At 63.0% G+C, this 12,714-nt stretch carries 14 protein-coding genes; 4 read left to right on the top strand and 10 right to left on the bottom strand.

All coding sequences use genetic code 11. The features are described from left to right. Nucleotides 1-43 precede the first annotated feature (43 nt). Nucleotides 44-1,951, bottom strand: coding sequence for a propionyl-CoA synthetase (locus EJ079_RS03880; RefSeq protein WP_127808137.1), 1,908 nt, complete (start codon nucleotides 1,949-1,951; stop codon nucleotides 44-46). Between the two features lie 143 nt (nucleotides 1,952-2,094). Here EJ079_RS03880 and EJ079_RS03875 point away from each other — a divergent pair, with 143 nt between their 5' ends. The 4 genes from EJ079_RS03875 (at nucleotide 2,095) to EJ079_RS03860 (ending at nucleotide 5,071) form a co-directional block, all read left to right on the top strand. Beyond that, the gene (locus EJ079_RS03875) at nucleotides 2,095-2,925 is read left to right on the top strand and encodes a DUF2259 domain-containing protein (protein ID WP_245481813.1); all 831 of its coding nucleotides are present in this window, start codon (nucleotides 2,095-2,097) and stop codon (nucleotides 2,923-2,925) included. A 444-nt stretch (nucleotides 2,926-3,369) separates the two neighbouring features. After that, entirely contained in the window at nucleotides 3,370-3,654 is a 285-nt protein-coding gene (locus EJ079_RS03870) for a PqqD family protein (RefSeq protein WP_013528093.1), read from the top strand. Beyond that, nucleotides 3,654-4,088: a lasso peptide biosynthesis B2 protein gene (locus tag EJ079_RS03865; RefSeq protein ID WP_127808136.1), complete on the top strand. Its 435-nt coding sequence runs from the start codon at nucleotides 3,654-3,656 to the stop codon at nucleotides 4,086-4,088. The genes EJ079_RS03870 and EJ079_RS03865 overlap by 1 nt, the downstream gene beginning before the upstream one ends. Nucleotides 4,089-4,174: 86 nt before the next feature. Beyond that, nucleotides 4,175-5,071, top strand: a complete 897-nt coding sequence (locus tag EJ079_RS03860) for a serine kinase (protein WP_245481812.1) — start codon at nucleotides 4,175-4,177, stop codon at nucleotides 5,069-5,071. Between the two features lie 217 nt (nucleotides 5,072-5,288). Here EJ079_RS03860 and EJ079_RS03855 read toward each other — a convergent pair whose 3' ends face one another. From EJ079_RS03855 to dhaL, 9 genes are all read right to left on the bottom strand, one after another. Further along, a complete protein-coding gene (locus EJ079_RS03855; RefSeq protein ID WP_127808134.1) occupies nucleotides 5,289-6,248 on the bottom strand; it encodes a glycosyltransferase family 4 protein in 960 nt (319 codons plus the stop codon). Next, the gene (locus EJ079_RS03850) at nucleotides 6,245-7,102 is read right to left on the bottom strand and encodes a glycosyltransferase family 2 protein (protein ID WP_245481811.1); all 858 of its coding nucleotides are present in this window, start codon (nucleotides 7,100-7,102) and stop codon (nucleotides 6,245-6,247) included. Before EJ079_RS03850 ends, EJ079_RS03855 begins: the two co-directional genes overlap by 4 nt. Nucleotides 7,103-7,224: 122 nt before the next feature. After that, complete coding sequence (locus EJ079_RS03845) at nucleotides 7,225-8,250, bottom strand: nucleotidyltransferase family protein (RefSeq protein ID WP_127808132.1); 1,026 nt, start codon at nucleotides 8,248-8,250, stop codon at nucleotides 7,225-7,227. A 63-nt stretch (nucleotides 8,251-8,313) separates the two neighbouring features. Further along, nucleotides 8,314-9,300, bottom strand: coding sequence for a dihydroxyacetone kinase subunit DhaK (gene dhaK / locus EJ079_RS03840; protein WP_127808131.1), 987 nt, complete (start codon nucleotides 9,298-9,300; stop codon nucleotides 8,314-8,316). 90 nt (nucleotides 9,301-9,390) lie between these two features. Beyond that, nucleotides 9,391-9,813, bottom strand: coding sequence for a hypothetical protein (locus EJ079_RS03835; RefSeq protein ID WP_127328785.1), 423 nt, complete (start codon nucleotides 9,811-9,813; stop codon nucleotides 9,391-9,393). Nucleotides 9,814-9,824: 11 nt separating this feature from the next. Further along, complete coding sequence (gene ptsP / locus EJ079_RS03830; protein WP_127808130.1) at nucleotides 9,825-11,411, bottom strand: phosphoenolpyruvate--protein phosphotransferase; 1,587 nt, start codon at nucleotides 11,409-11,411, stop codon at nucleotides 9,825-9,827. After that, nucleotides 11,395-11,697 carry an HPr family phosphocarrier protein gene (locus tag EJ079_RS03825; protein WP_127271907.1) on the bottom strand — a complete coding sequence of 101 codons (303 nt, stop codon included), beginning with the start codon at nucleotides 11,695-11,697 and terminating at the stop codon, nucleotides 11,395-11,397. The genes ptsP and EJ079_RS03825 overlap by 17 nt, the downstream gene beginning before the upstream one ends. A 21-nt stretch (nucleotides 11,698-11,718) precedes the next feature. Further along, a complete protein-coding gene (gene dhaM / locus EJ079_RS03820) occupies nucleotides 11,719-12,108 on the bottom strand; it encodes a dihydroxyacetone kinase phosphoryl donor subunit DhaM (protein ID WP_127808129.1) in 390 nt (129 codons plus the stop codon). Then, the gene (dhaL, locus tag EJ079_RS03815) at nucleotides 12,105-12,707 is read right to left on the bottom strand and encodes a dihydroxyacetone kinase subunit DhaL (RefSeq protein WP_127811273.1); all 603 of its coding nucleotides are present in this window, start codon (nucleotides 12,705-12,707) and stop codon (nucleotides 12,105-12,107) included. The genes dhaM and dhaL overlap by 4 nt, the downstream gene beginning before the upstream one ends. Nucleotides 12,708-12,714 lie beyond the last annotated feature (7 nt).

The raw sequence follows: 12,714 nt of genomic DNA, 5'->3' as shown, positions 1-12,714 counted from the left end.
CTTGCCGATCGAAAAGGTCGTCCGCGGCCCACCCTTCAGTGGCTCAAAGTCCGATTCCGCGTTCCTTCAAGGCGGCAGTGATCTCGTCGAGAATGACCGGATCGTCGATCGTCGCCGGCATGGTCCATTCTTCCTTGTCGGCGATCTTCTGCATGGTGCCGCGCAGGATCTTGCCCGAACGCGTCTTGGGCAGGCGCTTGATCGTCACCACCGTCTTGAAGGCGGCAATCGGGCCGATGCGTTCGCGCACAAGGCCGACCACTTCATTCTCGATCAGGCCGACGTCACGCGTCACACCCGCATTCAACACCACGAAGCCCAGCGGAACTTGGCCCTTCATGGCGTCGGCAATGCCGATCACCGCGCATTCGGCGACATCGGGATGGGCCGAAAGCACCTCTTCCATGGCGCCGGTCGACAGCCGGTGGCCGGCGACGTTGATGATGTCATCGGTGCGAGCCATGACGTAGAGGTAGCCGTCCTCGTCGACCATGCCGGCATCCGCCGTCTTGTAGAAGCCGGGGAACTCGTCGAGATAGGCTTGGCGGAACCGTTGATCGGCATTCCAAAGCGTCGGCAGGCAGCCGGCCGGCAGCGGCAGTTTGATCACCACATTGCCCAGCGTGCCCCGCTGCACCTCATGGCCAGCATCGTCGAGCACGCGGATGTCGTAGCCGGGCATCGGCACGCCGGGCGAGCCGTATTTCACCGGCAGCAGGCCAAGGCCGGCGGGATTGATCGTCATCGGCGAGCCGGTCTCGGTCTGCCACCAATGGTCGACCACAGGCACATTCAGCTTCTGCTCCGCCCATTTGATGGTTTCCGGGTCGGCGCGCTCGCCGGCAAGAAACAGCGTGCGGAACCTCGAGAGGTCGTATTTAGCAATGAACTCGCCCTTCGGGTCCTGCCCCTTGATGGCGCGGAACGCGGTCGGTGCGGTGAAAAGGGCTACGACACCATGCTCCGCTATCACCCGCCAGTAGGTGCCGGCATCGGGCGTGCCGACAGGCTTGCCTTCGAACAGGATGCTGGTGCAGCCATGCAGCAGCGGTCCGTAGACGATGTAGGAATGGCCGACCACCCAGCCGACATCGGACGCCGCCCAGAACACCTCGCCCGGCTTGACGCCGAACTCGTTTTCCATCGTCCATTTCAGCGCGACCATATGGCCGCCATTGTCGCGCACGATGCCCTTGGGCTGGCCGGTCGTGCCCGATGTGTAGATGATGTAGAGCGGATCGGTGGCCAGCACCGGCACGCAATCGACATTGGCGCCCGCTGCCCGTTCGCGAGCGACGGCATCGGCGTAGTCGATGTCGAAATGCTCCTTCAACTCGCAGCGCAACTGGTCGCGCTGCAGGATCAGGCAGGCGTCCGGCTTGTGGCGGGAGATCTCGATCGCCTTGTCGAGCAACGGCTTGTAGGCAACGACGCGGCCCGGCTCCAGGCCGCAGGATGCCGAAATGATCAGCTTCGGCCTGGCATCGTCGATGCGGGTGGCAAGCTCATGCGAGGCAAAGCCGCCGAAGACCACCGAATGCACGGCGCCGATGCGGGCACAGGCGAGCATGGCGATGGCCGCCTCGGCCACCATCGGCATGTAGATGATGACGCGGTCACCCTTGCGAATACCACGGTTCTTCAGCACCGAGGTGAGTGCAACCACCTCGCGCTTCAACTCGGCATAGGTGAACTTCCTGATCGTTCCCGTGATCGCGCTGTCATGGATCAGTGCGATCTGGTCGGCGCGCCCGCCGGCGACATGGCGGTCGATGGCGTTGTAGCAGGTGTTGCAGGTGGCGCCGGTGAACCAGCGGCCATAGACGCCAGCCGTGGCGTCGAACACCTTGTTCCAGGGCGAATACCAGTCGATGGCGCCGGCTGCGTCCGCCCAGAAGCGTTCCGGGTCGCGTTTCCAGCCTTCATAGACCTCGTGATAGCGTGAAGCCATCCATACCTCCCCAGGAATGATTTTCTTCCCTCCAGATAGCGCGCTCTACCCTTGGCCGCAAATGCACGCCATTGTACGGCCGATATCGACCTGGCGCTTGGGGGCAAGCAGCTATGAAATTGCGATACGAGATTGGAGTGGGGATGTTTGCTGCTGTGCGGATCATCGGGCGCCTTGCGCTCCCATTGGTCATGGGTGTCGTGCTCGCGATCTCCGCTGGAATCGCTCAGGCTGGCGATGCCGCGGCACGGCACATCATCGGCTTTTCGCCGGATGGCGCTTATTTCGCCTTCGAGCAATATGGAACGCTCGACGCCGGCGCCTCGGACTCTGGCTGGTCGCAGATAGACATCATCGATACCCGCACGGATCAGCTCGTTGGCGGTAAGCCGATCCTCGTCGTCGACGAGACGGAGGAGGCGACACTGACGCTGGAGCAGGCGAGGGCGCAGGCCGCCGCTCAGGCGGCGCCCATTCTCGCCCAATATGCCATCACATTCCCAGCCGAGCAGGCGGCTTCCGACAAGTTCACGTTTCCGGGCGAAACGGTTGCCTACAACGATATTTCTCGCCTCGAGCAGGTGTCGCAGAAATGGCTGTCGCCGCTCCATGGCGAAACAGGCATTTCGACCATCCAGCTCGACGAAATCCTGGCGGCCAGCACGAGCGATTGTTCGGCGAGTTTCGCAACGACACAGCAGCGTGACCAGGCACTTCAAGGTGAAAAGGCAGGCAAGGCGCTCGGCTTCCGGCTGACGCTGCATGGCCAGGACGGCAAGCCGATCAAGATCCTGCACGAGGACAAGACCGTGCCGGGCTCAAGAAACTGCCCGACCTCCTACAGCCTGTCGGAATCCTACGAACTCACCCCGGCCGGCAAGCCGGCGGTGATCGTTGTGCTGGTGCAGCGTTTCAGCCAGGGTTTCGAGGGGCGCGATCGCCGCTTCCTCGCGGTGACCGGGCAGCCACGCTGAGAGGTCACGCCCAGGCGCCGGCAGCCGCTCTGTCTGAAGGTTGTTTCTAGATCGGCAGGGCCACAAGCATGAGGCCAATGCCGCCAGCGATCAAAATGGCTGTAGCCAGCGCTTTTCTGTGACGTTCGAAGCTCGTCGGAGCCCGCTCCCAATTGTAACGCATACGCAATCTCCCCAACACCCGGACAGGTTTTACCTTACTTAGGGGAAGAAATGCAACGTCCGCTGCCGGCAGGCCCGCTGCTTGTCACGTTTCATCGATAACTATTTCTGGGACGAGTGCGGCCGGGAAGACGCAACCGAGCAGGTTCTAACGCGACTGGCGCGGAGAATCCGTCAGCAAAGCCGTTGGTCCGTGCACTGGGCTCCCATGATCGGCTGATAGACAGCGCTCCACCTCCGCGCTATCTGATTTCCGGGATGAGCGTGGCTTGGAGGGGCGTGGTGGAAATAGTCTCTGGAACCGTTCTGCGGCTGGCCGAGGATGCCTCGGTGCAGCATGTGGGCGATGGCGCAGTCGTGCTTTTGGCGCGCAGCGGCCAGCTTTATACATGCAACGGCACGACCGAAGCCTTTCTCGACAAGGTGGACGGCGCGCGCAACCTCGACCAGATCGTCGACCTGCTTTGCGAGGAGTTCGAGGTTGACAAGGGGACGCTCGATCAGGACATGGCGGCACTGGCCACGGATCTGATCTCTGAAGGTATCCTCGCCGCGCCAGGTGCTTGATGGCTGACGGCCCGCTCCTGCGCGCTCTGTTTCGCTGCCATCTCTGGGCAAGCGCGCGACTGATGCCGGTCCTTGTCACCAACCGGAGCTTCGAGGAGGTGCTCAAATGGGCGCCGCTCGCCTCGTCGACGCCCTATCGCGGTCTGCCGTCCGCCTACATAGTCGCCAGCGTCAACCGCGCCGTCCGCCGTCCCTGGCTGATGCGTGACCGCAGGTGCCTGAGGGAGGGTCTGCTAGGTCATCGTTTCCTGCGCCTGGCCGGCTTCGATCCGGACCTGCGCTTCGGCGTCGATCCGCAGTCGATGCAAGCGCAGCGCCTGGCAGCGCATTGCTGGGTCTGCCTCGATGGCAGGCCGGTGGTCAGCGACAAGCTTCCCGGCATGGTCGAAATCTATCGTCATCATGCCGATGCCGTAAAGGCGCGTCCCGCTTGACCAGACCTTCAGCCTGCTATGGCCTCGACGGCCTGATCCTTGGCATATCGGCCGAGCGCCCAGAGCTGTGGCAGGATTTCGACCGGATGCTGGGCAGCCTGCGTATCGCGGAACCCGTCGAGCCGGACTTTCGTCTCGAGATCGCCGAGACAGACACCTTGGACGAGGCACCCAACGGATCCCTCGTCTTCGATGGCGAGGTGCCGGAGGATGGTCCCTGCCGGATGTTCGAGGATGGTGGTATCATCCATCTGGTCTTTCCCGGGCGTCAGACCGTTGCCATCAACGGCGTGGCGGGATGGGCCGAACTCCGGATCCGCCCTGGCGCGAAAGCCGCGTGGACACCGGCAATGCTGGTGCTCGACGCCGCGCTCGACGCCGGTGGCCAGCATATGCTGCACACTGCCGGCTTGACGTTGCCGGACAGCGATGCGGTGGTGCTGATCCATGCTCCGAGCGGCACCGGCAAGACCACAACGTCGCTCGCGCTGGCAACTCAGGGCTTTGGCCTCTGCTCCGACGACGCCATGATCGTGAATGCCACTTCGGGCAAGGTCGTAGCCTGGGGTCTGCCGCGCGCCGTCAAGATCCACCGAAAGACTGCCGAAATGATCCCGCAGGTTGCGCCATGCCTTGGCCAGACCTGGGATCGCAACGGCGAACAGCCCGTCTCGCTTGAAAGGCTGGCAGCGATCGTGCGGGTGGAAAACGCATCCGCCCGGCCGGTGGCGGCCCTTCTGCACCTGGCGCGTTCCGCCGGAAGCCAGAGCCGGCTCGTCGCCATGGCCGGCACTGACGCAATGGTGGCACTGGCGGTGGACAACGTCCGCACCGGTATGACCGGGCTGCTGCCGATGCAGAAACGCCGGCTGGCGACCATCGCCGGGGTGGTCAATGCGGTGCCGACCTTCCGGTTGGAGGTGGGCGCGCGCCCGGCTGACGCTGCGGCACTGATCAGCGCCGCTCTGACGACGCGGGACTGAATACCCCAGGCAACGTGGGGCCGCTATTCCTTGTTCCCAAGGGCGTGGGGATAGCGTGTTTCGGAGTGCTTCTACTTCGCAGTTTTGCGCAAAAACAACGATTTAAGCGCAGCGCCGCCTCGTTATCCTTGCTGCGCGAGGTACGGAAGAGCAAGGGTCCGGGAAAACTCGAATGGCGCTACAAAGGTCAGGTTTGGCAGGGCACACCCGAAGCCGCTCATCTCATGGGCCCGACAGCTCCGCCCGCAGTAAGCAACGAGGCAAACATGCGCGCGTAGTTCTCCGCCTGCACGCCCCAATCCCACTCTTGGATCGTCTCGATCATGCGGGCGGCCATCCTCGACCGGAGCGATGGCGTGTCCCGCAACAAGGCTAGCTTGTTCGCAAGCCCCTCCGCAGTTCCATCGAAGAACAGCCCGTTGTCGCCATCCCGAATCAGCTCGGGCATGTTTCCCACACGGGTGGTCACCAAAGGGACACCGCACGCCGCCGCCTCCAAGCAAGGATTGGGAGTGCCTTCGCTGAGGCTGGCGCAGACATAAACGTCGAGATCCCGATAGAAGTCGGGCATCTCGTCATGGCTACGCCAGCGTTGCTCGCGAATCGCCGTCAGTAGGCGCGCGCCCGGCACGGCCGCTACCGCGGGCTCGATGACGTCGTGGAAGCCGCGATGTGCTGGACCATGGTTGCCGAGACTTCCCGCCCATCCGACACGGAGCTCGCCAGAACCGGGTTGTGGCTCTTGTGCGGGACAAAAGAACGTCGTGTCGACTCCATTGGGCGTGTAGTGGACCGGAACACGCAGTAGAGGACCGTATTCGTGCTCGAGCTGCCGATTGTTGACAAAGACAGCGCGCGCCAGCCGGTGCAGGGCGGCGAGCCCGGGCTCGCGGAATTCGCCCTCCAGCTCTCTGTGGCTGCAGATCCCGATGAGCAGCCTGTCAGACCGCCCGGCGAGGGCCGATTCCGGCAGGGGCAGCTTCGAGATCTGGAGCCAATAGAAGATGAGCACGATGTCCGCCGTGTTCACGTCCGACTCAGTCACATCATGTTGAAATCGTTGGACGATCTCGAACCTTCTTTCCAGCACGCGCCGGAGATTTTGGGTCTTGCGATCAATCGCCCAGCCGGGTCGATCCGCGATCGCCAGGACGCGGGGGAGGTGTACCTCATTCACGAGGCGTACCGCTCAAGCCAGTGTGCCGACCATGGATTGGCCTCGTCCAGATCGTCGTCCGTCGCGCTGGCGCGCACCTGGCTGGCGTCCGGCAGCAGAATATCCTCTGATCGCAAGCGGGGTCGCCATCCGTGCCAGCCACGACCAATGACCTCTTCGCTCAGAAACCGGCGGCCAGCATACTTGCATGCGGCGTGCTCTGCGCTAAGGAACAGATAGTGCTTCATGCGAAAACGCTCGGAGTAAAGCCTCACCGGACCCGCGAACCGTACGAGATGGCCGCCTGACCACGCAATCTCCATGGGGCCGTCCTGTTTCTTGTAGGCACGGACGCAGTGTGGGGAGGTCGGCCGGAACGGGTAGTAGGTGCGCAGCGTGTGTTGATAATCGGGATTGTCGTGATCGGGAGCTTCCCTGGTAGGAATGAACGTAAACTCGGAAGATTCGATTGCATTGAAGCCGAGTGCGTCGGCTGCCGCAATGGCGGAGACCAACGATGAGTACGAAGTCGGCGGGAGGTGGATCTCGTCAGCGTCAACATGCATGAACCAGTCTGCTTCGAGCGACCGAAACAGTTCCTCTTTGCGACGAAGAAGGTGCTCCCAGCAATACCAGCCGTTATGCGGGATGGTTTCGAATCCTATCAATCCGGCTCCGCAGTAGCGCTGGGCAATCTCAAGCGTTCGGTCCGTCGACTGATTGTCGCAGATGTAGACCTGTACGCCTTGACGAAAGAGGTTCTCGAGACATCCGGCAACGAACCGTTCTTCGTTCCGTGTTGTAAGGACCGCGACGACTCGCGGGGAACTCCGATCACGCGCAGCATTCGCAATGTGGGTATTGAGATCGGCCAAATTCCTCAATCCTTCGTCGTGTGCTTCCCGACGCAGGCTAAAGACTCAGAGCGGTCAAGCCAAGAGCGCCATCACTTTCCGACCTGAGGTGATGGCGCGACGCTTTTCCGGGAGAGAACGTCTCACACTTTTCCTGGAATTGCTCTGGCCCTGGCCAGCCGTTGGATCCAGCGGAAGGCGTCGCGGCGTAGGCGCGAACCAAGCTTATCCCTGGAATTGACGCCGAGCAGCGTATTCGTGGTGATCAACCGTCTGGCCAGCCGTATGGAGAGATCGGGCTTGATCTGGCCGGCGAGGTCGAGCGCTCGGCTTTCGTCGAACAACTGGCCGGTCACATCGAGCACGATTGCCAACTCGAGCTCGATGCCGGTGGTACGGGCAGCGTCGAAGAGGCGTGCTTCCGCTTCGGGTGATTGCAGCGCCCGCACGCCTTGCAGCACGTCGACGCAAAGCTGCAGCCGGTGGAATTTGTGGCCGCCGGCGGCGTGCACGATGGCGATTGTCAGAAGAGCCGCCGGTGTGTCTGTCGCGTCGCCGTCGATGGCGCGCAATTCAGGGAAACCCAGCGACAGGCGCCGACGCATGCCGGTGTCATGCACGAGGTCGCCATGCAGTTCGACCAGCAGGCTGGAATTCTCCTTTTCGAGCCATTTGAATTCCTGCAATTCGTAGGACTCGGCCTCGTTGCTGCCAAGCTCGAAGCCGCATGCCGCGATCACCCGATTTGCCTTGGCCAGATTGGCGGGTTCGACCAGGATGTCGATGTCGGTGAACGGCCTGTCGGCGACGTTGCGGTAGAGCTTTCGCGCGAAGACCGGCCCCTTGACGATCCGCGCCGGAATATTGTCCGCCGCCAGTCCCTTCATGATGCGGTCGCCATGATACTTCAACAGCATCGACTGGCCGGTGGCGATCGTTGCCTTCTGGCGCAGGTCCTCCAGTTTGTCTCCCAGCTCCTGATCCGATGGCAGTTGCGCGTCGCCGCTGAGCTTGCGCAGCATGATCGGCAGGACGCCATGGAATTCGGCGTTGTCGAGCAGCGACATCAGCGTCTTTGCCGGCAAATTATCGACGTCGACAGTCGGCGCTTCCGGATCTGCGTAGCGCAGCAGCAGCTTTTCTTCGGCAGGGGTAAGCGGTGGCAGCATCAACCCGGACAATGTTGCGATTAAAGGGAAAGATGTTGCAGAAAAGCAGGGTGGAAGCCAGCTTTACATGCCCCAGCGCAGCGCTGCTGTGTGCACCGGCGCGTCCCAGAATGCGGTCGTCTCGTGGTCGAGCATGGTCAGCGTGATCGAGCAGCCGGCCATGTCGAGCGAGGTGACGTAGGAGCCTACCAGCGAACGGGTCACCGTCACGCCGTGTTTTTCGAAGATCGCGCGCGCGCTGTTGTACATCAGATAGAGCTCCATCAGCGGCGTGCCGCCGAAGCCGTTGACGAACAGCAGCGCCGGACCCTTCGCCCGGTCGCCGAGATCGCCCAGGATTGCGGCACAGATCTCCTGCGCGATCGCATCGGCGCTTTTCAACGTGTCGCGCCGACGACCGGGTTCGCCATGGATGCCGACGCCGAACTCCATATCGCCGTCACCGATGTCGAAAGTCGGCTTGCCCGCCGCCGGCACGGTACAACTTGTCAGCGCCACGCCCATTGAGCGGGTTGCCGTGTTGACGCGGTCGCCTAGCGCCTTCAACGGCGCCAGCGCCAGGCCATGTTCCGCGGCCGCGCCGACGATCTTTTCCACCACCAACGTGCCGGCGACGCCGCGCCGGCCCGTCGTATAGGAAGAATTCTCGACGGCGACATCGTCATTGGTCACGATCTGCAGGATGCCTTCCGACATTTCGGCCGCCATCTCGAAGTTCATGACGTCGCCTTCATAGTTCTTGACGATGAACAGGCAGCCGGCGCCCGTGTCGACGGCTTGCGACGCCGCCAGCATCTGGTCCGGCGTCGGCGAGGTGAACACCTGGCCGGGGCAGGCGGCGTCGAGCATGCCGTGCCCGACAAAGCCGCCATGCAGCGGCTCGTGGCCGGAGCCTCCGCCGGAGATCAACGCCACCTTGCCCGGCCGCAAGGTCTTGCGGCGGATGAATTTGTGCTCGTCGCCAAGCACCAGGATGTCGGCATGGGCGGCCACGAAACCGTCGAGGCTCTCGGTCAGCACCGTGTCCACCGAGTTCATGAACTTCTTCACGATCGTCTCCTCCCGAAATAGGCCTTCCAAACAATTCCAGGAAAAATGTGTCGCGGTTTTTTCCGGAATTGCGTAAAACAAAGAGTTCGATCAGCTACCCTTGCCGGTGATGCTGGTGATCTTCTGGATAAAGTCGTTCACCGCTTTGTCGAGTGCGGCGTTCTGCTTGTCGTCGCCGAAATCCGGCACCACAAGCGAGACATGCCGCGTCTTGCGCATGCCTGCCGCGACCGAAATTTTCCCCGGATGCGCCTGATGGTAGGCGGCGAGAAACTGATCGCGCTCAACCGGACTGAAATGGCAGACCGAAAATATAGCCGGCAAATGTTTAGACGGGATCGGAATTGAATAGGCAGGACTGGAAATCTGCGTGACGAAGCTTCGGTGTTTGCCGAGCGCATCGGCCAGGCGCTGGCGCATGCCGGATGGGCGCTGGTCGATGACGTGCGACAGGATCGTCTTGTAGGCGCGGATCGCGTCCTCGGAGCCAGGTTCGGGTTTGATGTCGACCATGCTGGCCGCGCCTAGACAGAAACGTCCGCGATGGCCGCCTTGGCCATGGCGAGTTGCGCCGGAGCGACGGAAAGATCGCGCAGGCCGGCCTCGAGCAGTGACGGGATCGAGGCCGGATCGCCGCCGGCATCGCCGCACAGGCTGACCGGTATTTTTTCTTGTTCGCCAAACGCGGTCACGGCAGCGATCAGCCGCAGCACGGCTGGATGACGGACCGAATTGAGATGAGCCACGGCAGAGTTGTCGCGGGCAGCCGCCATGACATATTGGGTGAGGTCGTTGGAGCCGATCGAGAAGAAGGCGGCATCAGCAAAGGCTTCCGGCAGGATCGCCACCGACGGCACCTCGACCATGATGCCGAGCGGCGGCATCTTGCTCGCGATGCCGCGCGCGGCAAGTGCGGTCTGCTCCTCGGCGAACATCGCCGCTGCCTGTCGGTATTCCTCCACAATGGCGATCATCGGAAACATCACTTTCAGATTGCCGTGCACCGCGGCGCGCAGCAGTGCCCGGATCTGTACACGAAACACCTCCGGCCTTGCCAGCGACAGCCTGATTCCGCGCAGGCCGAGGAACGGATTGCTCTCCTCGATGGTGAAGCCGGGCACCGGCTTGTCGCCGCCGGCATCGACGGTGCGGATCGTCACCGGTTTGTCACCAGCCCATTCCAGCACCTTGCGATAGGCGCGATACTGTGTCCCCTCGTCCGGCAGCGTCTTGCCGAACAGGAATTCGGTGCGCATCAGCCCGACCCCGTCGCAGGTGGCGATATCGATGCCGTCGACCTCGGACGGGTCGGCGATGTTGAGTTGCACCCGCACCGCCCTGCCGGTCTTGGTGACCGCCGGCCGCGCCAGGAATGTCCCGGCCCGGTTGCGGCGCGCAGAGAACGACGCGCAGGATTGCCGAAAAGCGGCGATTTCGGTCCTGGAGGGCGACACCACGATGCCGCCATGTTCGGCGTCGAGCAGGGCGATGCCGGCGAGATGAGCCGGCGAAGCACCGAGACCGACGATCATGGGTACGCCGCGCGAGCGCGCCAGCATGGCGACATGGCTGGCGGTGCTGCCCGCCCTCAGCGCGATGCCGCCGCCGCTGCTCCAGTCGGTTTCGAGAAAACGCGTCGGCGCGATATCCTCGCCATAGAGGATGGCGCCGGCGGGCGGCTCGACGTTGCCAACCTCCGACAGAGCCCGCAGCACCTGGTCCCTGATATCGCGGATGTCGGCGGCGCGCGCGCGGAAATAATCCTGGTCCGAAGCATCGTAGCCGGCAGTCTCAGTATCAAGCGCTTGCCGCCATGCTTTGTCCGCTGGCAGGCCGGAGCGGATCGCGGTAAAGGCCGGGCTGCTCAGCGCATCGTCTTGCAGCATGGCGATCTGAAACTCGAGAATGTCGGCGGCATCGCCCTCGGCCATCCCGATCATTGCAGTGAGACGGCCCGTGGCAATGCCGATTGCGGTTTCGAGCGCGGCCTTCTCATCGTCGGCTGTTTCTTTGCCGACATAGGAGCCGACAGTCTGGTCGAGGTCGAACAGCGGCCCTTCGGCATAACCGGCCGAGGCCGAAATGCCTTTAATCCTAAGCGGTTCGGGCATGGTCCGCGCCTTCGTCGAAATCGCGCCGCACCAGTTCGACCAGCGCGTCGACGGCATCATTGGCGCCGTCTCCGCTGGCCCTGATGTGCAACAGCGTACCCTTCGGCGCCTTGGTCGCCATCACCTTGACGATGCTCTTGGCGTCGAACCAGGGGCCGTTGGCGGCAAGCGCGATTTCCACCTCGGCGGCAAAGCTCTTGGCCAGCTTGGTGAACTTCACCGAAGGACGCGCGTGCAGGCCCACCTCGTGGGTGATCACAACGGTCGCTTCGGCGGATGCGGACATGTCTTCAAACTTCCCGTTCACTCACGACGGCGACAATTCATGTGCCGTCGCCACCACTTCCCGGAGCGAGGCGCCGCCGGAGGCCTCGGTCGCCGCCATCACCGCGCCTTCGACGATCGGCGCGTTGCAGACGATGATCTTGTGCGAGCGTGGCTCGCCGATCATCTCCACCGCCATTTCCGAGTTGGTCTCGGCACCGCCGAGATCGACCAGAATGGCGACACCGGCTTCCGACCAGGCCTTGTCGATGGCGCCCATGATCGCCTCGACATTGGTGCCGAGCCCGCCATGGCCGTTTCCGCCGCACCATGCAAGCGACACTTCGTCGCCCACCATCTGCCGCACCATGTCGGCCGTGCCCTCGGCAACCAGCGGCGAATGCGAAACGATGACGATGCCGACATTGCTCATGGCTGACCTTCCAGCGTTTCGACGATTGTGCACACCAGAAGCGCGGTCGAGCGTGCACCGGCATCCATGTGGCCGATCGACCGGTCGCCAAGGAACGACGCACGGCCGCGCCGGGCCTTCATCGGCACGGTCGCCTCGGCGGCCGCATCGGCGATACCTGCGATTTCCGGCGCCGTCTTTCCCTGCAGCAACGCGTCATGCACCGGCTGCAGCACGTCGAGCATGGTTTTTTGTCCAACCTGCGACTTGCCCCGTGCTGCCACCGCTTCGATCGCCTTGCCGAACGCCGCCGTCAGATTGGCGCGATCAGGCGCCGCTGAAATCTCCTTGCCGAGTGCCAGGAAAAGGGTGCCGAATAGCGGGCCGGAGGCGCCGCCGACCGTCATCACCAGCTTGGTGCCGATCGCCTTCAAGGCATCGGGCAGCGGTTTGGCCGAAAATGCTTCGGCTTCCGCGCGCACGGCCTCGAAGCCGCGCTTCATGTTCAGCCCGTGGTCGCCGTCGCCGATCGCCTGGTCGAGCGCCGTCAACTCCTGGGCGTGAGCGGCAATGGTATCCGCAGCGGCCGCGATCAGCCTGGCAAGGTTCAACGCCGCCATGTCACCC

The organism is Mesorhizobium sp. M7A.F.Ce.TU.012.03.2.1 (genome assembly GCF_004006095.1).
Lineage (GTDB): Bacteria > Pseudomonadota > Alphaproteobacteria > Rhizobiales > Rhizobiaceae > Mesorhizobium.
Note: the sequence above shows the minus strand (reverse complement) of the source record. Positions and strands in the feature narration are given on the sequence as shown.

Coding starts and splice junctions, on each gene's coding strand:
- EJ079_RS03825 (WP_127271907.1), bottom strand. CDS start 11,697: ATGTCCGCATCCGCCGAAGCGACCGTTGTGATCACCCACGAGGTGGGC.
- EJ079_RS03845 (WP_127808132.1), bottom strand. CDS start 8,250: ATGCTGCCACCGCTTACCCCTGCCGAAGAAAAGCTGCTGCTGCGCTAC.
- dhaM (WP_127808129.1), bottom strand. CDS start 12,108: ATGAGCAATGTCGGCATCGTCATCGTTTCGCATTCGCCGCTGGTTGCC.
- EJ079_RS03875 (WP_245481813.1), top strand. CDS start 2,095: ATGTTTGCTGCTGTGCGGATCATCGGGCGCCTTGCGCTCCCATTGGTC.
- EJ079_RS03835 (WP_127328785.1), bottom strand. CDS start 9,813: ATGGTCGACATCAAACCCGAACCTGGCTCCGAGGACGCGATCCGCGCC.
- ptsP (WP_127808130.1), bottom strand. CDS start 11,411: ATGCCCGAACCGCTTAGGATTAAAGGCATTTCGGCCTCGGCCGGTTAT.
- EJ079_RS03860 (WP_245481812.1), top strand. CDS start 4,175: ATGCTGGGCAGCCTGCGTATCGCGGAACCCGTCGAGCCGGACTTTCGT.
- EJ079_RS03865 (WP_127808136.1), top strand. CDS start 3,654: ATGGCTGACGGCCCGCTCCTGCGCGCTCTGTTTCGCTGCCATCTCTGG.
- dhaL (WP_127811273.1), bottom strand. CDS start 12,707: ATGGCGGCGTTGAACCTTGCCAGGCTGATCGCGGCCGCTGCGGATACC.
- EJ079_RS03880 (WP_127808137.1), bottom strand. CDS start 1,951: ATGGCTTCACGCTATCACGAGGTCTATGAAGGCTGGAAACGCGACCCG.